The sequence below is a fragment of the Streptomyces sulphureus DSM 40104 genome (assembly GCF_000381025.1).
GTDB lineage: Bacteria > Actinomycetota > Actinomycetes > Streptomycetales > Streptomycetaceae > Streptomyces > Streptomyces sulphureus.
The window spans coordinates 49310-68025 of record NZ_KB905820.1; the positions used below are offsets into that span (position 1 = coordinate 49310).

Annotated in this window: 11 protein-coding genes, 3 tRNA genes and 2 pseudogenes; 6 read left to right on the forward strand and 10 right to left on the reverse strand. The window is 72.5% G+C overall.

The genetic code is table 11. From position 1 onward, the window contains the following. Window positions 1–12: 12 nt before the first annotated feature. Genes purL through purS form a run of 3 tightly spaced genes read right to left on the reverse strand, consistent with a single transcriptional unit; the run spans window position 13 to window position 3232 of the window. Window positions 13–2268: a phosphoribosylformylglycinamidine synthase subunit PurL gene (gene purL / locus F603_RS32535; RefSeq protein WP_019547973.1), complete on the reverse strand. Its 2256-nt coding sequence runs from the start codon at window positions 2266–2268 to the stop codon at window positions 13–15. Continuing rightward, window positions 2265–2966 carry a phosphoribosylformylglycinamidine synthase subunit PurQ gene (gene purQ / locus F603_RS0121210; protein ID WP_019547974.1) on the reverse strand — a complete coding sequence of 234 codons (702 nt, stop codon included), beginning with the start codon at window positions 2964–2966 and terminating at the stop codon, window positions 2265–2267. The genes purL and purQ overlap by 4 nt, the downstream gene beginning before the upstream one ends. Next, complete coding sequence (gene purS, locus F603_RS0121215) at window positions 2963–3232, reverse strand: phosphoribosylformylglycinamidine synthase subunit PurS (protein WP_016906009.1); 270 nt, start codon at window positions 3230–3232, stop codon at window positions 2963–2965. Before purS ends, purQ begins: the two co-directional genes overlap by 4 nt. Before the next feature lie 686 nt (window positions 3233–3918). Between purS and F603_RS0121220 the strand changes: the two genes are divergently transcribed. The 4 genes from F603_RS0121220 to F603_RS0121240 all read left to right on the forward strand — a co-directional run bounded on the left by F603_RS0121220 (window position 3919) and on the right by F603_RS0121240 (window position 4856). Beyond that, window positions 3919–4236 carry an Lsr2 dimerization domain-containing protein gene (locus tag F603_RS0121220; protein ID WP_026328611.1) on the forward strand — a complete coding sequence of 106 codons (318 nt, stop codon included), beginning with the start codon at window positions 3919–3921 and terminating at the stop codon, window positions 4234–4236. A gap of 148 nt (window positions 4237–4384) precedes the next feature. Then, a tRNA-Gly gene (locus F603_RS0121225) sits at window positions 4385–4456 on the forward strand. A gap of 70 nt (window positions 4457–4526) precedes the next feature. Next, a tRNA-Gly gene (locus F603_RS0121230) sits at window positions 4527–4599 on the forward strand. A gap of 184 nt (window positions 4600–4783) precedes the next feature. Beyond that, a tRNA-Gly gene (locus tag F603_RS0121240) sits at window positions 4784–4856 on the forward strand. Between the two features lie 54 nt (window positions 4857–4910). On the opposite strand, the gene F603_RS0121245 is transcribed toward F603_RS0121240, so the two are convergent. From F603_RS0121245 to purD, 4 genes and pseudogenes are all read right to left on the reverse strand, one after another. Further along, on the reverse strand, window positions 4911–5810 hold the full coding sequence (locus F603_RS0121245; RefSeq protein WP_019547976.1) for a phosphoribosylaminoimidazolesuccinocarboxamide synthase: 900 nt from the start codon (window positions 5808–5810) through the stop codon (window positions 4911–4913). 92 nt (window positions 5811–5902) lie between these two features. Beyond that, window positions 5903–7378, reverse strand: coding sequence for a N,N-dimethylformamidase beta subunit family domain-containing protein (locus F603_RS0121250; protein ID WP_019547977.1), 1476 nt, complete (start codon window positions 7376–7378; stop codon window positions 5903–5905). Between the two features lie 604 nt (window positions 7379–7982). Next, a pseudogene (locus tag F603_RS32540) lies at window positions 7983–9798 on the reverse strand (hypothetical protein). Window positions 9799–10144: 346 nt separating this feature from the next. After that, window positions 10145–11425 (reverse strand): phosphoribosylamine--glycine ligase, encoded by a 1281-nt coding sequence (purD, locus tag F603_RS0121260; protein WP_019547978.1) that lies wholly within the window; start codon window positions 11423–11425, stop codon window positions 10145–10147. A 386-nt stretch (window positions 11426–11811) separates the two neighbouring features. Between purD and F603_RS0121265 the strand changes: the two genes are divergently transcribed. Continuing rightward, on the forward strand, window positions 11812–12612 hold the full coding sequence (locus tag F603_RS0121265; protein ID WP_019547979.1) for an SLATT domain-containing protein: 801 nt from the start codon (window positions 11812–11814) through the stop codon (window positions 12610–12612). A 115-nt stretch (window positions 12613–12727) separates the two neighbouring features. Here F603_RS0121265 and F603_RS0121270 read toward each other — a convergent pair whose 3' ends face one another. The 3 genes and pseudogenes from F603_RS0121270 to F603_RS36005 all read right to left on the reverse strand — a co-directional run. Beyond that, a complete protein-coding gene (locus F603_RS0121270) occupies window positions 12728–13378 on the reverse strand; it encodes a hypothetical protein (RefSeq protein WP_019547980.1) in 651 nt (216 codons plus the stop codon). 774 nt (window positions 13379–14152) lie between these two features. Beyond that, window positions 14153–14722 carry an FCD domain-containing protein gene (locus tag F603_RS36000; protein WP_245600874.1) on the reverse strand — a complete coding sequence of 190 codons (570 nt, stop codon included), beginning with the start codon at window positions 14720–14722 and terminating at the stop codon, window positions 14153–14155. Between the two features lie 339 nt (window positions 14723–15061). Next, a pseudogene (locus F603_RS36005) lies at window positions 15062–15346 on the reverse strand (GntR family transcriptional regulator); the annotation flags it as partial. 1198 nt (window positions 15347–16544) lie between these two features. Here F603_RS36005 and F603_RS0121280 point away from each other — a divergent pair. After that, window positions 16545–18611 carry a serine/threonine-protein kinase gene (locus tag F603_RS0121280; RefSeq protein ID WP_019547982.1) on the forward strand — a complete coding sequence of 689 codons (2067 nt, stop codon included), beginning with the start codon at window positions 16545–16547 and terminating at the stop codon, window positions 18609–18611. The last annotated feature ends 105 nt before the right edge of the window (window positions 18612–18716 follow it).

An 18716-nucleotide genomic window follows, 5' to 3' on the forward strand; every position in this document is an offset into this window, starting at 1 on the left:
ACCCGGTGCCGCTCAGCCGAAGAGTGCGGGCAGCGTCGCGGTGTGCGCGGTGCGCAGTTCGTCGAGCGGGAGGGTGAACTGCCCCTGGACCTCCAGCTCCTCGCCGTCGACGACGCCGATGCGGGCGGCCGGCATGCCGCGGGCCGCGCACATGTCGTTGAACCGGACCTCTTCGCTCCGGGGAATCGCCACCAGCGCCCTCCCCTGCGACTCGGAGAAGAGGAAGACGAACGGGTCGACGCCGTCGGGCACCACGATGCGGGCCCCCTTGCCGCCGCGCAGGCAGGACTCGGTGAGCGCCTGGATCAGGCCGCCGTCGGAGAGGTCGTGCGCCGCGTCGGCCATGCCGTCGCGGGAGGCCGAGACGAGGATCTCGCCGAGGAGCTTCTCGCGCTCCAGGTCCACCTCGGGCGGAAGGCCGCCGAGGTGGCCGTGTGCGACCTGCGCCCACGCCGAGCCGCCGAGTTCGTCCCTCGTCTCGCCGAGGAGGTAGATCAGGTGGCCCTCCTCGGCGAAGGCCATCGGTGTGCGCCGTGCGACGTCGTCGATGACGCCGAGGACGCCGACGACCGGCGTCGGATGGATCGCCGCCTCGCCCGTCTGGTTGTAGAGCGAGACGTTGCCGCCGGTCACCGGGGTGCCGAGCGCACGGCAGCCGTCCGCGAGCCCGCGGCACGCCTCCGCGAACTGCCACATCGCTGCCGGATCTTCGGGAGAGCCGAAGTTGAGGCAGTCGGTGACGGCGAGCGGCTTCGCGCCCGTCGTGGCGACATTCCGGTACGACTCGGCGAGCGCCAACTGCGCGCCCCTGTACGGGTCGAGCTTCGCGTACCTGCCGTTGCCGTCGGTGGCGAGCGCGACGCCGAGCCCCGACTCCTCGTCGATCCGGATCATGCCGCCGTCCTCCGGCTGCGCGAGGACGGTGCCGCCGAGGACGTAGCGGTCGTACTGGTCGGTGATCCACGAGGCGTCGGCCTGGTTGGGCGAGGAGACGAGCGCGAGCGCGGCGGCGCGCAGCTCCTCTCCCCCGGCGGGGCGTGGCAACCGCGACGCGTCGTCGGCCTGAAGCGCGTCCTGCCACTCCGGGCGGGCGTAGGGGCGCTCGTAGACGGGGCCCTCGTGCGCGACGGTGCCGGGTTCGACGTCGACGATCTGTTCGCCGTGCCAGAAGATCTCCAGGCGGTCGCCCTCGGTGACCTCGCCGATGACGGTGGCGGTCACCTCCCACCGCTCGCAGATCTCCAGGAACCGCTCGACGTCGCCGGGCTCGACGACGGCGCACATCCGCTCCTGCGACTCGCTCATCAGGATCTCCTCGGGGGAGAGCGAGGGGTCGCGCAGCGGCACGGTGTCCAGTTCGACGCGCATGCCGCCGGAGCCGTTGGAGGCCAACTCGCTGGTGGCGCACGAGAGTCCGGCCGCGCCGAGGTCCTGGATGCCGGTGACGAGTCCCTCGCCGAAGAGCTCCAGCGTGCACTCGATGAGCCGCTTCTCCTCGAAGGGGTCGCCGACCTGCACGGCAGGGCGCTTGGCGGGCTTGCCGTCGGCCGACTCGAAGGTCTCGGAGGCGAGGATCGACGCCCCGCCGATGCCGTCACCGCCGGTGCGTGCACCGTAGAGCACGACCTTGTTGCCTGCGCCCGCCGCCTTGGCGAGGTGGATGTCCTCGTGCTTCATGACGCCGACGCACAGCGCGTTGACGAGCGGGTTGCCCTGGTAGCACGCGTCGAAGACGACCTCGCCTCCGATGTTCGGGAGGCCGAGGCAGTTGCCGTATCCGCCGATGCCCGCGACGACGCCGGGGAGCACCCGCCGGGTGTCGGGGTGGTCGGGGGCGCCGAAGCGGAGCGGGTCCATCACGGCGACCGGCCTGGCACCCATCGCGATGATGTCGCGCACGATGCCCCCGATCCCGGTGGCGGCGCCCTGGTGCGGCTCGACGTACGAAGGGTGGTTGTGCGACTCGACCTTGAAGGTCACCGCGTACCCCTCGCCCACGTCGACGACGCCGGCCTGCTCGCCGATGCCGACGAGGAGCGCGTCCGAGTGCGGGGCCTTCTCGCCGAACTGCTTCAGGTGGATCTTGGAGGACTTGTAGGAGCAGTGCTCGGACCACATCACCGAGTACATCGCCAGCTCGGCGCCGGTCGGGCGGCGGCCGAGCAGCTCGCGTACGCGTGCGTACTCGTCCTGTTTCAGGCCGAGTTCGGCCCAGGGCTGCTCGGCCTCCGGGGTCTGCTCGGCGTTCTTGACGGTGTCCAGGCTCATGCGGTGACCAGCTTTTTCAAAACCGAGGTGAAGAAGCCGAGCCCGTCGGTGGTCGGCCCGGTGAGGGATTCGACGGCGTGCTCGGGGTGCGGCATGAGGCCGACCACGTTCCCGGCCTCGTTGGTGACGCCCGCGATGTCGCGGCGGGAGCCGTTGGGGTTGCCGCCGAGGTAGCGGGCGACGACGCGGCCCTCCGCCTCCAGCGCGTCCAGGGTCGCCTCGTCGGCGATGTAGCCGCCCTCGCCGTTCTTCAGCGGGACGGTGATCGCCTCGCCGGGCACGTAGTCGGCGGTCCAGGCCGTCGCCGCGTTCTCGATGCGGAGGCGCTGGTCGCGGCAGACGAAGTGGAGGTGGTCGTTGCGCGTGAGTGCGCCGGGGAGCAGGTGGGACTCGCAGAGGATCTGGAATCCGTTGCAGATGCCGAGCACCGGCAGCCCCTCGCGGGCCGCCTCGCTCACCTTCCCCATCACGGGGGAGAAGCGGGCGATCGCGCCGCACCGCAGGTAGTCGCCGTAGGAGAAGCCGCCGGGCAGGATCACCGCGTCCACGCCCCGCAGGTCCGCGTCGCGGTGCCAGAGCGCGACGGGTTCGCCGCCCGCGAGGCGGACGGCGCGACGGGCGTCGCCGTCGTCGAGCGAGCCGGGGAAGGTGACGACGCCGATGCGTCCGAGGCCGGAGGCTTCGGGGTGCGCCGTCATGCCGCCGCCTGAGCGGGGTCGGGCTCCTCGACGCGGACGGTGTAGTCCTCGATGACGGTGTTGGCGAGGAGGGCGTCGGCCATCTCCCTCACCCGGGCGAGGGCGGCGTCGTCGACCGGCTCCGCCACCTCCAACTCGAAGCGCTTGCCCTGACGGACCTCGGTGATCCCCTCGTAACCGAGACGGGGCAGTGCGCGTTGCACCGCCTGTCCCTGGGGGTCGAGAATCTCGGGCTTCAGCATGACGTCGACCACGACGCGAGCCACGGGTACTCCTTGTGCTTAGCGGGGCGCTGCGTCCGCAAGCGTACCCGCCCGGAGAATCTACGCGCGTGGACACAGAGCGGACACGCAACAGGCCCCCGCACGGCCACGGAAGGAGGGCCCAACGCACGCGCGGAACGCCCGAGATGGGTGCCCGGCACCGCGATGCGGCCGGGGTAAGCACTGGGAAAACGGGCGCGGAAAACGTAGGGTCCGGATTGCGGTCTCGTCGAGGGCTCCCCGGAAAACGCCTTCGCGATATTGCACTGCCCGAAATCGGTCCGGCGGATCACCACCGGCTCTGCAAGAACCCGGAGTTCGTACACGAGCATGCACGGATACTTCGCGGATCTTCCACGAACGGTTCCAAGGCGCCGATCACGGCGGACACGCACCGCGACCGGGCGCCGCGCGTACGGGCGCCCGTCCGGGCACCGCAGCAGACCGTGGCGGGGACCGCACCCTCCGTCGGCGAGCGCCCCGGGGCTCCGCCGGCAGAGGCGACGAAGCGGCCGCCTCGCCCCTCCCGCGGAAAGAATCGCCAATCCGCGGGCTCTGCCCGGCGGTTGAACGGCAAGATCCCGATCGGCAACACCCGAAAACAGCCCCCAACGGGCCGCCCGCTTATCCGCACCCGCGGAACGAGTGCAATGGCCCACTCCGCGATCCTGATGGAAGGACCGGTATCCGTGGCACAGCGCGTAGTGGTCACACTCTCCGACGACCTCGAAGGCGGAGACGCGTCGGAAACGGTCGCATTCGCTCTCGACGGCAAGTCCTACGAGATCGATCTCAACGCCGACAACGCGAAGAAACTGCGTGAAGAGTTGGCACCGTTCGTGGAGGCGGGCCGCAAGCGCGCCAAGTCGGGCAAGGCGTACCACCGGACGTCGGTCGAGCCCGACGCCCGTGCCGTGCGCGCCTGGGCCGAGTCGAACGGGTACGAGGTACCGGCCCGCGGCCGCATTCCGAAGCGGATCTACGAGGCGTTCCAGGCAGCGCACTGAGACGACCGTCCGGGGCTCCGCCGTCCTCCTCCGCACCGTGGCTCCGGGCGCCGAGTCGCCGCCGGGAGAACCGACTTGCCACACCCCCCAGGTGATCGGCTAAAGTTCTGAACACGCCGCGAGGGGAAGACACCACCTCCCGGAGCGTGCGGGTGTAGCTCAGTAGTAGAGCGCCCCCTTTCCAAGGGGGAGGCGCAGTGTGCAATCCCTGTCACCCGCTCTCCTCACTTCTCCCGATCCTTCGGGTAGGGTGATGGCCGCGCCACTCGGTGAAAGCCGGGTGGATGCATGCGGACGTAGCTCAGTTGGTAGAGCGCAACCTTGCCAAGGTTGAGGTCGCGAGTTCGAGCCTCGTCGTCCGCTCAGGACAGAGGGCCCCGATCCCAGGATCGGGGCCCTCTTCTTTGATGCGGGCAGCCTCCCAACTCTCGTTCGTCGGCGCCTTGATGGGCCGGGCGGGCGTCGGCCACGCCCATGAGTGGCTCGAGGCCGGGGGGACGGAGGCTATACTCGTGGCCGTGCCGCAGCGGGAGATCCGCGACGGCGTGCGGACGTAGCTCAGTTGGTAGAGCGCAACCTTGCCAAGGTTGAGGTCGCGAGTTCGAGCCTCGTCGTCCGCTCAGCACGGAGGGCCCCGATCCCAGGATCGGGGCCCTCTTCTCTGGTGCGCCGAGTCAGCTCCAGGCAAGGCCGGTGAGGCGCTCGTACGCCTCCACGTACTTCTGCCGGGTGCGCTCCACCACCCCCGAGGGCAGCGCAGGCGGCGGCTCCTCGCCGTTCCTGTCCCAGTCGGCGTCCGGCCCGGTGAGCCAGTCGCGCACGTACTGCTTGTCGAAGGAGGGCTGGGGGCGGCCGGGTTGCCAGGCGTCGCGGGGCCAGAAGCGCGACGAGTCGGGGGTGAGGATCTCGTCGGCGAGGACGAGGGTGTCGCCGTCCCAGCCGAACTCGAACTTCGTGTCCGCGAGGATGATGCCACGCTCCTCCGCGATCTCCCTCGCCCGCTGGTAGACGGAGAGGGTCGTCTGGCGGAGCAGCGCCGCGGCCTCCGTGCCGGCCCGGTGGGCGACCTCCTCGTACGTGACGTTCTCGTCGTGCTCGCCCACCTCGGCCTTGGTCGCGGGTGTGAAGAGCGGCCCCGGGAGCTCGGAGCCGTCCTCCAGCCCGTCCGGCAGGGCGAGGCCGCAGACGGTGCTGGACTCCCTGTACTCCTTGAGCGCCGACCCCGCCAGGTAGCCGCGCGCGACGCACTCGACCGGGACCATCCGCAACTGCTTGCAGACCATCACCCGGCCCTCCCACTCCTGCGGTGCGCCGGGCGGGAGTTGGGTGGAGAGCACGTGGTGCGGAACGAGGTCGACGAGCTGCTCGAACCACCACATCGACAGCCGCGTGAGGATGCGCCCCTTGTCGGGGATGCCGCCGGGGAGCACCCAGTCGTATGCGGAGATCCGGTCGCTGGCGACGATGACCAACTCACCGCGCTCGTTCCGGTAGAGGTCGCGCACTTTGCCCGTGTGCAGGTGCACCAAGCCCGGGACTTCCACGGGCTGCGGCTTCTCGACGAATCCGGACACGTTCTCCTCCTGAGGTACGTATGAGCGCGGTCCGATTCTCGCGTACCCGGAACGGGGGCCCGTGTGCGGACCTGCCGTCGGTGCGCGGACGATCAGTCGCGTTTGCAGATACGGTCCAGGAGGTTCGCCGTGGCTTGCTGCACCCGCGGATCGGTGTGTCCCGGCCGGTCGAGAGCGGGCGACCAGGCGAAGGTGCCGGAGGCGAAGACGAGGGCGCCGGAGGGTGCGCGGTAGAGCGACGTCTCCTGGTGGCGGCGGCGCCCTGCGGCGTCCTCGTACGGGGAGTGGGCGACGAGCGCGCGGTCGGTGTGCTCGGGGAGGCGGGTGCGGGGGAAGTAGCGGTCGGCCTCGCCGGCGACTAGGCCGGGGAGTTCGTCCCCGTCCCGTACCGCGGCGTCGTCCCAGAGCCAGTGGTCGGAGTTGCGGACCACCAGGGGCGTCGGCTCGGGGACCTGGCCCTGGTACTGGACGCCGAGGAGCAGTTGCTCCGGCTCGCCCTGCTCCCGCCAGAGGACGGGCCGCCCGGGGCCGCGGCGCTTGCGGCAGCGGAGCAGGCCGTCCTCGGCGCCCGAGGGGAGCGAGGCCAGTTCGACCTGCCAGTACATGGTGTTGGCCGAGAGGAAGACGAGCGAGGTGCCGATGTCTCTCGCCTTCTCGACGGTGCGGCGCATCGGGATCGACCAGTACTCGTCGTGGCCGGGGAAGACGAGGCCGCGGTAGCGGCTCGGGTCGACGCGGCCCGCGTGCAGGTCGCGGGTGTCGGCGTAGGCGAGGTCGTAGCCGTAGCGCTCGGCCCAGCGGATGAAGTCGTAGGCGTGGCCCACGTGGAGGGGGAGTCCGGCTCCGGCGAACGGGCGGTCGAAGGAGACGGCGGTGGCGGCCTCGGGCTCGCCGAGGAGCGAGCCGTCCTCGTCCCAGGCGTGGTAGAGGCTGGCGCCTGTGCGGCCGTCCTCGGGGAAGAGGTTGTACGCCTGCCACGTGATGTCGGGGAGGAGCAACAGCAGGTCTGCGGCGTCGCGTTGGCGGACGGTGAAGGGGACGTGCGAGCGGTGGCCGTCCTCGGTCGTGAGGACGGCGGCGTAGGCGCCGGTGTGCCAGTACTCGGGGATCTGGAGCCGCCAGGAGTGCCACCAGTTGTGGCAGGAGACCGTGCGGTCGGCGACGAGCGGGCGGGGCTGCTCGATGCCGGAGAGGCGCGGGCTGGTGGTGATCTTCTTCGCGCCCTCGCCGCCGTAGTGGCCGATGCGGTAGACGTCGACGCTGTACGGCTGGGGCGGGTTCACCGTGATCCGGAAGTCGAGGGACTCGCCGGGGAGTACGCCGCCCGCAGTGGAAGCGAAGCCCTTGATCTGGCAACTGACGTCGTCGGCGGTGCGCGGGCCGTTGTGGACGGCGGGTCCCGGCGCCCCGGAGCGGCCACACTCGACGTACCACGGGACCACCCTGCCGTTCTCGAAGTACTGCTCGCTGCCGCGCAGCCACGGCAGCGGTCCCTGGCCGAACGGATCGGTGACGGCGTGGGCGAGGGCGCCCGACTCCCATCGCCCGGTGTGCTGTTGGCTCCCCACTGTGCTCCCCTCCCTCGTCCCGCTCGCCTCCTGCGGGCCGCGGCCCGGCACGGTGGCGTCGGGCTGTCTGTGGTCGCGGCTTCGCTGCGTGGGCCGTGCGGTGCGTACGAGTTGTGCGTGGTGTCTTCCGGCGTTGCCGTCTCCCTGCGGGGTGCGGCTCGGCCGGTGTGCGACCCGGTCCGGCGTCGGGCGGTCCCGCGGGGCTGCCCGGCTGGCTGGTTTTTGGCGGCCTCCCTGGGCATGACCGCCGGGACGGTCCTTGGGCGCCCCTTCCGTCGAGCCGCTCCGCTACGCGGGTTGCGGGTCGTGGATGACCAGCGGTGGCGCGGTGGTGCGGCTCCCGCCGGAGAGTCCGGACGCTCCAGGGGCGCGGTCGGACGTTGGACTCGCCGCTCTCCGCGAGGAGTTGGGCGGAGGGCGGTTCGCCGCGACGGGTGGGAGACGGACGGGGTGCGGCGGCATGTACTGACACAGACAGGACATCACATCCTGCACGCACACGGTCACCGTTCGTTGTTAATCGTCGGATTCACGCCTTCGTGTCGAACTGCCGTGCGCTGCGCCGGACATCAGTGGCGCCGTCAACCACCCGGAAGCGGGACGCTCAGAGCAGACGCAACGGCTTGTCCGGCCGGACCCCGGCCGCCGTGAGCCACTCCCTGAGCGGGCCCGTCTCGCCGTACTCGGCCGCCGCGCGCACCGCTCCGGAGAGCGCGGTGTCCCGCTCCCCCGCGACGAGGAGCACGGGACCGTCGAGCCAGTCGAGCCCCGGGGACGCGCCCGCGGTGTCCACGGCGGCGCAGCAGATGGCGGAGTTGAGATGGTCGGCGAGCAACTCCTGCTCCCCGCGCGGTGGTTCGAGCGGCAGGCCCATGGGCGCCGGCTGTCCCTCGACGCCGCCCGGCAGCAACGGCCCTTCGTCGAGGAGGGGTTGCTGGGACTCCGCGCGCGCCTCCTCCTGGTGCTGAAGCGCGGCGAGGCGGGCGGCCAGCGCCGAGCGCGCGTCCGGGGAACCGAGGCGGTCGAGTACGCAGGCGAGGGTGGGGCCGCACCACGTCCGATCGGGGAGAGAGCCGAGCGGCAGCGGCGCGCCGGCGGGGAGCGGCAGGGTGCGGGGCGCCGGCTCGGGCTCCGCCGTCCGCTCGGCCATGTCCAGCGCGTCGAAGAGGCGGGCGGCGCCCGTTCGCCAGATGCGCCCCGCGACCTCCTCCGGGTACGCGTGCCAGTCGACGGGCGTCCACTGGCGCGGGCCCTCCTCGGGCCCGGCTCCCTGGAGCGGGGGAGCCACCGGGGGCCTAGCGCCCACGAAGAGGCGGGCGGCGAGGAACGATACGGCGGCGTCCACCTCGCCCGGCTCCTCCAGAAGATCGCAGGCCGGGCGCTCGGCGAGCCGGGAGCCGGGAGGCGAAGCCCTCGGCGAGCCTGTCCCGGCGGGAGAGCTCGGTGAGCGCGGCGACGACGCCGGCGTCAAGCCTCGTCGGCCACCTGCCCAGGCGCCATGCGGGGAGGGCGACCTTCGTCAGCAGGCGGTCCCAACCGGCGTAGGCGAGGCCGACCTGCTCCTGCGCGACGGTGCGGAGGCCGTAGTCGACCGACTGCGCGCGCTGGGAGGAGGCGGCGGCCACGCCGCGCTCCATCTCGGCGAGGTGGCCGCCGGCGGCGCGCAGGAGCGCACGTGCGAGCGCCCCCACGGCGCGGAGGAACGGCACGGCGAGCAACCCGGCGCCGTAGCGCGGGGGTTCGGCAGCGCGTGCGGTGCCGGCCTGCTCCTCGGCGCTGTGCGCCCGTGGCGTGCGCCGGGCGCGTTCGGCGCGGGCGACCGCCGCGTCGAAGCTTCTGGCGAGGCGGCGGGCCGCGGCTATGTCCGGGTGAGCCGACGGGCCCGTACCGGCGACCACGGGAGCGAGCAGTGCGCGCAGCTCCGCGACGCGCATCCACCAGAGGAACGGGGAGCCGATCACGAGGACGGGGGCGGGGCGCTCGCCCGGAATCCGCGCGTACAAGGGCCTGTCGGCGGGGGTGGGGCGTTCCTCCAGCCAGCTATCGCAGTCGGGGGTGAGTGCGATGGCGGAGGGCGCGGGCACGCCGAGGCGGTCGGCGACGTCGCGTACGAGGTTGTGGAGGTCCGGTGCCTGGCGTTCTTCGAGCAGGACGGTCGGCGAGACGGCGGGCTCGGCGCGCGCGATCACCGCCGCCGCGGCGCTGGCAGCCGCGAGCGCCGCGCAGGCGACCGCGGTGACGGTCCAGCACACAGGCTGCCAAGCGGAACCGAGGAGACCGGTGCCGCGTGCGGCGAAGAGGAGCACCGCGCACGCCGCCGGGAGCAGCGCGATCCCCAGGGCGGTGTTCCTGACGCGCAGCACGGCGAGGGCGTGCGCCCGCGCGGAGACCGCTTCTTCCTGCTGGCCGAGCACGAGCAATCCCACCTCCCGGCGGCGCCTCCGGCCGCTTGGACCCACTCCGGCCGCCTCCGGCCGCACCGGAGATCCGGCCTTCTCACTGTGGCACCGGGGACCGACACCGCAATGTGCGCAGGGCCAGACGACGGACTCCCACGCGACTTGTGCGGAACCCTAGTTGGGGCATGTGGGAGCGTCAGCCGGACGCCATTCTGCTCACCCGATGGAATGGCTTTGGGGAGAGATCTTGCCCTCAACCCGGTGGGCAGGTAAGGGAACGCGGGGTCTGCCTCGCGGGCGGCGGGTACCCCGGAGCGGCAGCACGACCGGGCGCCGGCCCGGGCACGTCGGCGCCCGGGCCCGGAAGTCAGCGCCGGGCGGTGCCCTCCTCGCGCTCGTCTGCTGCGGCCTGCGCCGCGATGTCCGTGCGGTGGTGGGAACCGGGCAGGTCGATGCGCTCGACCGCGCGGTACGCGCGGGTGCGTGCCTCCGTGAGGTCGGAGCCGCCGGCGGTCACGGAGAGCACGCGGCCGCCCGCGCTGACGACGCTCCCGTCCTGGTTGCGGGCCGTGCCCGCGTGGAGGACGTAGGCATCGGGTCCCTCCTGCGCGGCCACCTCCTCCAGGCCGTCGACCGGGTCGCCCTTGCGGGGAGCCGCCGGATACCCGGCGGCGGCGAGGACGACCGTCACGGCGGCGCCGTCGTGCCAGCGCAGCGGAGGGAAGTCGGCGAGCTGCCCGGTGGCCGCTGCCTGGAGGAGGCCGGCGAGGGGGGTTTGCAGGCGTGCGAGGACCACCTGGGTCTCCGGGTCCCCGAAGCGGGCGTTGAACTCGACGACGCGGACGCCCCGCGAGGTGAGGGCGAGACCGGCGAAGAGCAGGCCGGAGAAAGGGGTGCCGCGGCGGCGCATCTCGTCGACCGTGGGCTGGAGAACCGTCATCAGCACTTCGTCGACGAGTTTCGGGTCCGCCCACGGAAGGGGTGAATAGGCGCCCATACCGCCGGTGTTGGGGCCGAGGTCGCCGTCGTGGGCGCGCTTGAAGTCCTGGGCAGGCTGGAGGGGCACGACCGTCTCGCCGTCGGTGACGGCGAAGAGTGAGACCTCGGGTCCGTCGAGGTACTCCTCCACGACGACGCGTTCGCAAGCCGCTGCGTGCGCTCGGGCCTCCGCGGTGTCCCCCGTGACGACCACGCCCTTCCCCGCCGCGAGGCCGTCGTCCTTGACGACGTAGGGCGGGCCGAAGGCATCGAGCGCCGCGTCGACCTGCTCCGCGGTGGTGCAGACGTAGCTGCGGGCGGTGGGCACCCCGGCCTCCGCCATGACCTCCTTGGCGAACGCCTTCGAACCCTCCAGCTCCGCCGCAGCCCGCGAGGGCCCGAAGACGGGGACCCCGGTGGCGCGGACGACGTCCGCAACCCCCGCGACGAGCGGTGCCTCCGGGCCGATCACCACCAGATCCGCGGCGACTTCCGCGGCGAGCGCGGCGACGGCCGCCCCGTCGGTGGCGTCCACGCTGTGCGCGGTGGCCACCTCGGAGGTGCCGGCGTTGCCGGGGGCGCAGTGCAGCGCGCTGACGGCGGGGTCGAGCGAGAGCGCGCGGCAGAGCGCGTGTTCGCGGGCTCCGGTGCCGATGACGAGGATTCTCACGCGCTCAGCGTAGCGATCCCCTGCAGGGGACGGGACCCGCGGCCGGTGGCACGGGGGGCGTACGGGGAGCGCTGTCCCAGCGCCCGCAGCCGGCGACCGCGGGCGCGGCCCGACGGCGGAGCGCCAGGCGCTGTGCGTCAGGGCCGCTCTTTCGTGTGAGGGCAGCCGCGGGCCGGTCAGCATCGTGCCTGGTCAGAGGCGGTAGATCGGCTCGAGGTCGCGTACAGGGCGGCTGTCGGCACGCGGTTTCGAAGGTAGGAAGGACTCGCTTCGCCCGCCGGTCGAGACGGTGGCGCGTGCGTCGGGTGGCGGCGCGTGCGGGGGTCGGCTTCGGCAGTGGAACGTCGGCCTTGGGGTGGAGCGGAAGAGCAGCGAAGGGGGCAGATGTGGGTGCAGGGGAGAAGGAGCCGCGGGCGGGCACCGAGCGGATCGAGGTGCCGCTCCGGCGGCCGGTTCCGCCGGGGTGCTGGCAGCAGCCGACGGAGCGGCTGGAAGAGCTCTACCAGTGGGTGGAGGACGGGGCTCTCGCCGCCGCCGACTGGTATTGGCGTCGACGGCGGGCGAAGCGCAGGGCCGCCCTGCTGCTGCGGTGGGGAACGGCGGTCTCGGCGAGCCTCGTGGCACTGCTCCCCGCGCTCGCCCTTGCGGGCGCTGCACCGGCCGACGCCCTGCTCTGGGGGTACGGAGCGCTCCTCGTCGCGGCCGGATGCCCCGCCGCTGACAGGTACTTCGCCCTCACGGCCGACTGGATGCGGTACATCGCGGCTGCGCAAGCGATCGGGCGCGCGCTGGAAGAGCTCCAGTACGACTGGGCGCGCGCCGACGTACGCGCGAGCCTCGGTCCGGCCGGTCCCTCGCTCGACGAGACCACCGAGTACGCACTCGATCTCCTGCACCGATGCAGCGCCGAGATCGACGGCATCGTCAGGAGTGAAACCGTCGACTGGACGGCCCGTTTCTGCTCGATGCCTGCACCTCCGTACCGGCGCTCGGCGGAGCGGAACGCATACCCAGTCGGCGCAGTCCGGACGCGTCCGCCACCGGGGTGCGGCGGTCGGTCGGCACGGCCGCAAGGGGCCGTCGGCGCCGCCGATCCGCGGAGCGAACGCGGGCGTACCGACACGCAGGGAGGCGGTGTGCGGATACAGATGCCGAGGCAGCGTCCGCCGGAGGGGCCCGTCCCCTAGGCGGCGAGGCGCGGTGCCCGCGGCCCGGCCGACGCCCGGCGCCGGGGCGGAGGTTGGCCGGGCCGCCGTGCGGGACCGCTCGCCGTGCGGGGCTGCTCAGTGCCCTGCCGTTGCGTTAGCTGAACACGATCAGGGAGCCCTGGGCGAGGCTCCGCGTCGCCGCGGAGTGCAGGCCGAGCCAGACATGGCGCTCCCGCGAGAAAGGACCCGAGTCGGTCGGAAAGGAGGTGGACGGCTCTTCGAGCTCGGTGGGGCGCTCGGGAGGCGCCGGTGGGCTCGGCGGATTCGCCGGGTCGATACCGAGCACCGGGGCGACCTGCTCCAGTTCGCGGAGCAACCCGTGACTCGACGCGAGCGGCCCGCCGCCCTCCAACAACTCGTCGTTGACGAGCGGGGCTTCGAAGTCGACGGGGACGTACGCGCCGGCGTGGTCGTAGTGCCAGACGAGGTGGGACTGCTGGGCCGTCGATTCGAACATCTCCAGCAACTGCTCGTAGTCGCTGCCGAGTTCGTCGACGGGCGCGACCTCGAGACCGCACCTGTGGAGGAGGAAGGCCCTGCGGAGGAAGTGCAGCGCGTCGTAGTCGAACCCGGCGATGGGGGCGACCTCACCGGACATCCCGGGCATGTAGGCGAAGACGGGGACCGGCGGGTGCCCGGCTTCCGTCAGCGCCTTGTCGTAGGAGGCGATCTCCTCCGCGAAGGGGTTGTCAGGGCTGTGGCACAGCACGTCGACGAGGGGGACCAGCCAGAGGTCACAGGCCAAGAGTTGCTCCAATGCGCCGCGGTGCGGCCACAGTCACAGTCGGACGTCGGCGACCACAGCGTAGTGCCGCGGCGTACTCGACGGTACAAGCCGAGCGGCGAAGTCAGGCGGTTGCCGGGAGGCGGAGGTGAGGGGGCGATCGGGCACAGGGGCCGTGGGCCGGAGCCTGGTCGGTTGAGTCGGTGTCGCCTCGATCGTGGGGCGGTCGTGTGGAGAGGGCGGACAGCGAGCGGATTCGTCGGTGCGGCAAACCGGCGGGGAGAAGGGGCGTGCCGCCGGAGCTGGAGGCAGTTGACCCGTCAGTTCCATACGCCGGGCGGGCAGTTGAGCGGGAGCGAGCACCCGGGAAGGGTGACGATCGAGGAAGAGACCCGGAGAGCGGTCGGACGGGGCGGTCGGGCAGGCGATCGGTCGAGGACGGTCGTGAGGGCCCCCATCGCCCGGGATTGGTCGCGGAGTCTCGGAAGAGGTGCCCGGGAGAGGCTCCAAGGGATGCAGTCATGAGAGGAGCAGTCGCGGACACAGTCGCCAGGGCAATCGTGCGGCAGGTACGCGCAAGGAGAGGAGTTGCACAGGAAGCACCTGCGCGCGACGTGTTCGCGCGGAAGATCACCGCGAGGGAAGCGCTCGCAGGGGAAGCCGTCGTGAGGGAGGGAAGCGCGACAGGTCATGAGGGAGGCAATCGTGCGGCAAGCACTTGCGCCGGGCACCGTCTCGGGGCGGACGCGTAGGTCCTTCGGCTGCCGCGGCATCTCGTGCGCTGGTACGGGCAGGTCAGTCGCCGGGGTCGGGGGCAAGCGTCAGTGCGTGGGTGTTGTAGTCGCCGATGATGTGCCGGGAACCGTCGGCGTCGGCGCATTCGACCGCCTCGACGAGTGCGCAGTGGTCCGCCCAGAGCTTCCCCGCGAGCGGCTCCTGGTGGCGCAGGCGGGGTACGACGTAGGCCCAGCACTGCACCCGGAGGCGGTCGAGGAACTCGCATACGTAGGAGTTGGTGAGTACGCCGCCCAACTCCCGCCAGAAACGGAGGTCGTAGGCGATGAGCACGTCGAGGTCGCCCGCCCGGGCGGCACGTCCTGCCGCCTCGGCACGGCGCCTGATGGAGGTGAGGGTCTGCCGGCCGACGTGCCGGGTGATCAGTCCACCTTGCTCGGCGCCGGTCGAGCCGCCCGTCGAGGCGGGGCGGCTGCTGTCGTCGGGGGCGGCTCCGGCGCCGGGGCGCCGGAGGGTGCCTCGCACGCCGGAGGAGGTGTCCGGGTTCGCGGCCGGTCGGGCGTTGCTGCTGTTCTCGGAGAGGTCGCCAAGTGCTGTGGATACAGCGGACGTTGCCGGGTCGGTCTCCATCGAGTATCCGGTTGCGGGGTCGGTCGGGGGGCGCACCTCGGCTGCGGGCGTCCCGGAGTCGGTCCCGTCGTCCGCCGTTGTGTTGCCGGCGCCCCGGGTGCCCGTGGGCTCGGACGGGTGGGGCTGCGAGTCCGCGGCGGCGTACGTGTACGCGGGAGAGAAGCGGTCCGAATCCGATATGGAGTCGCGGAGTTGGAGGGGTGCGTCGTCGGACGTGAGGCCCGGGGAGCGCGCGGTGCCCGTTGCCCCGGCCGCCGGGGTGCGTGCGGAGTCCGGGACGGTCGGCGTGGAGGCCGCGGGTCCGGTGCGTGGCTCTGTCGGTGCGGTGGCGGCAGTCCAGGGGAAGCGTTGGAGTACGCCTTCGACGACGAGGGTGCGGGCCTCGCACATCGCCAAGTAGTCGTCGCGGCCGAACTCGTGCACGCGGTAGCCGCGGTGCTGCTCGACGTCGAGGAGGCCCTGTCCCGCGAGGTCGACGAGCGCTTCGCGGACGGGCGTGGCGGAGACGCCGTACTGCTCGGCGATCTCCTTGACCGTGAACTCGGCGCCGGGGGCGAGGCGTCCGGCGAGGATCTCGTCGCGCAGCGCGGTGGTGATCTGCGCGCGCAGGGTGCTGCGACGGATCACCTGGACGGCATCTCCTCGGTTCCTCGGCCACGCGGCGGGAGCAGCGACGCCCTCGCGCACGAAGGCACGTGCGGCCGGAACTCTACTGGCGAGTAGGCAACGCGGAGGGCAATCCGGACGGACCATTGGGGGGTGGTCACGTGTGCTCCCTCGGTTCTGGCTGCGCTCGTGTGCGTGCGGTGCGCCCCACGGCGGCGGTGGTCGCCCCCAGCCTAAAGCCTGCCGGGCGCAGTGGATCAGGTGCAGAACAGGCCGAAGGCACAGCCCAGGACGCCCGACCGGACCGTCGAGCCGCCCGCGACCCCGCGCGCGCATCCGCGGGTTGCCGCAGAAAGAACCGGGACGTCGACACGACGCTCGTCGTGCGGAGTCGGTGATATGCACCACAGGACCTGCACGGAGGCCGGACGTTCACCTGGACGTCACCGCAAGCAGGCCGGCGTCGGGGCGTGGTTCCGGCGAACGGCAGGGCCCTCGAGGGACATCGGGGCTGGTCCGCAGCCCGCGTCCGCCCGAAGCGTCGAGGACAGGGCGACGCTCGACCCTTGGCGTAGAGAGGCGACGCCCGCAGTGCCGCATGCCGGGCCGCCCGACGCACCGGCACGGGAGTCCGCACCCAGTGCGGCCCTCTGCCGGCTTTGGACACGGTGGCGCCCGACAACTACCGATCGCCTCACGGCACCGAGCCTTCACCCACCTTCCCCACATCTCCCCAGCACTTTCACCATTCGTCCTGTGACCCCCGCAACGACCGGAGCACACCAACTCGTCCCCACTCCCGAGCCGACCGAATAAAACGCCCCGGAAACCTCTCCCCACCCACCGATCACCGCCGACGCCCCGCCCCCAACTCCCCTCCGTCAACCGCAGTTTTCCCCTCGCGCCCCCGAGCACACGACCGCCCGCGCCGACCTTGTACGGGGCCCGAGGAGAGCCGCACCCGTACGTCGCGTCGGCGGCCTCCGATACGGTCTTAGGACCCAACAACGCCGTGGGCAGGGCCACTACGCTCCCGGAAGGGCCGACCGTTCCGGGAACCGCGGACACCTCTCGGCCACCCGGCCGAGGACGCGGAGACCGGGCGCTCCGACCGGCGGTGCCGAGTGCACCACCGGTGCGAGAGGACGGGACACCACCGTTCCGGAAGGGGTGACCGGGCGAAGGGCAGGACTGACCGACGGGGGACGGAAGGCAGATGGCAGAGCTGGCGGCCGACGACCCGCGCTTCGTCGGCGGGTACCGCCTGTTGAGCAGGCTCGGTGTGGGCGGCATGGGCCGCGTCTACCTCGCTCGTTCCGGCGGGGGCAGAACGGTCGCGGTCAAACTCGTGAAGAAGGAGCTCGCCGCCGAGCAGGAGTTCAGGGTCCGCTTCCGCCAGGAAGTGGAGGCGGCCGGGCGCGTCGGGGGCACCTGGACGGCCCCCGTCCTCGACGCCGACACCGAGGCGTCCACCCCCTGGGTGGCCACCGGTTACATCGCGGGCCCCTCGCTGGAGCACGTCGTCTCCGGCTCGAGGGACGGCGGCACCGGGTACGGACCGCTCCCCGCCGAGTCGGTGCGGATGCTGGCGTACGGCCTCTCCTCGGCGCTCGCCGACATCCACCGCGCCGGCCTCGTCCACCGCGACCTCAAGCCCTCCAACGTCCTGCTGACGATCGACGGCCCGCGCGTCATCGACTTCGGTATCGCCCGCGCCCTGGAGTCGGTCTCCGAGGCGACGCTCACACGTACGGGCATGGTCGTCGGTTCACCGGCGTACATGTCGCCGGAGCAGCTCCGGGGCGAGGGCCTCAGCGCGGCCGCCGACGTCTTCAGCATGGGTTCGGTGCTGGCCTACGCGGCGACGGGACGGCCTCCGTTCGGCAACGGCGCGGGAACGGGCGGCGTGCACGCCGTGATGTTCCGCGTCGCGGCCGAGGAGCCCGATCTCGACGGCGTCGAGGAGCCGTTGCGGGGCCTGATCGCCAACTGCCTCGCCAAGGAACCGGCGCTGCGCCCGGGCCCCGCCGAGACGCGGGAGCAGGTGGAGCCCCTCGGCGAGGGCACGGCGCCGCCGCTGTGGCTGCCCGCCGGGCTCCTCGCCGACCTGGGCCGCCAGGCCGTCCGCCTGCTCGACACCGACACCCCTCCCGACGGTTCGCGCGCCTCCGCCTGGCCGGAGACCGGCGTCGCCCCGTCGTCGGGCGCGACGGAGCACAAGGGGGCGCGCGAGGAGCCCGCAGGCCGGGAGCTCTCGGTGCGCCCGGCCGAGTCCGCACCGCAGGAGACGCCGGAACCGCTGACGGTCCAACTCCCGTCCGGCACCGGCGAGCAGCCGGCAGACGAGCCGCGCGGCGAACGGACCGCGGACGGCGCTCCGGAGCCCGGCGACGGGGCCGCACCGCAAGCGGCGCCGTCGGCGCCGACCGATATGCCGGCCCGCCGCAAAGGGCTGCGCGCAAGGCTCGGACGCCACCGCGCTCTCGCTTCCCTCGCCGGTGTCGCGGTCGTCGGCGTCGCGCTCTATGCGGGCTTCGGCGCGACCGGCTCCCCGCACGTGCCGTTCACGGGCGTCGGCGAGTCGGCCGACCACAGCGCCGACGCGGAGTCCGAGGCGTCGGACGTGCCGAGCGAGTACCTCGGCACGTGGACGGGTCCGATCGAGGTAGGCGGCGGACGGACCGGCGGCTACCGGAAGTTCGTGATCACGAAGGGGAACGTGGGCGACGTCGTCGTGGACAGCGTCACGCTCGGCGAGAAGTACAGTTGCTGGAGCGACGGCCGCCTGATCCAGGCGAGCAGCTCGGGCGGCCTCCGTCTCGACACCAAGGTCGTGCGCAGCCTCCCCGAGGGGCTCTGCACCGCGCTCGGGGAGCACACCCTGCGTCTGGACAAGGACAGCAACCTCCACTGGCGTGCCGCGAGTCGGAGCTCCGTGCTGAAGCGTCTCCCCCACCCGGATCGGATCGGCGCCGACTTCCTCGGCACGTGGCAGCGCCCGCTGCCGGGCGGGGGCGTGCAGCGCCTCACGGTCCGCGAGTCCTCCACCGAGGACGGCGGCGTGGGGTTGGTCTCGGACGGTGCCGGGCAGCACTGCGTGGCCAAGGCGCAGGTCTTCTCACCGGACGGGAACGGCGAGCCCCTGCGCCTCGCCCCGCCGGCTGTCGACTCGGAAGCCTCCGACGACGACTGCCGCCCCGGCACCAGTTCCGCACTGACCGTGGAGGACGGACAGCTGACCCGCTCCTTCCCCGACGGCACGACGCGCACCTACACACGCTGAGCACCGGCCCGAGCCCCGCCGTTGCAGTCCGGGCCGCCCCGGCCGACGGCCCACCGGCCGCCCGCCCCGGCACGCGACAAAACCGCTGGCGCCCGGGGCCGCCCC

Coding starts and splice junctions, on each gene's coding strand:
- F603_RS36000 (WP_245600874.1), bottom strand. CDS start 14,722: ATGGAGACCGACCCGGCAACGTCCGCTGTATCCACAGCACTTGGCGAC.
- F603_RS0121280 (WP_019547982.1), top strand. CDS start 16,545: ATGGCAGAGCTGGCGGCCGACGACCCGCGCTTCGTCGGCGGGTACCGC.
- purQ (WP_019547974.1), bottom strand. CDS start 2,966: ATGACGGCGCACCCCGAAGCCTCCGGCCTCGGACGCATCGGCGTCGTC.
- purL (WP_019547973.1), bottom strand. CDS start 2,268: ATGAGCCTGGACACCGTCAAGAACGCCGAGCAGACCCCGGAGGCCGAG.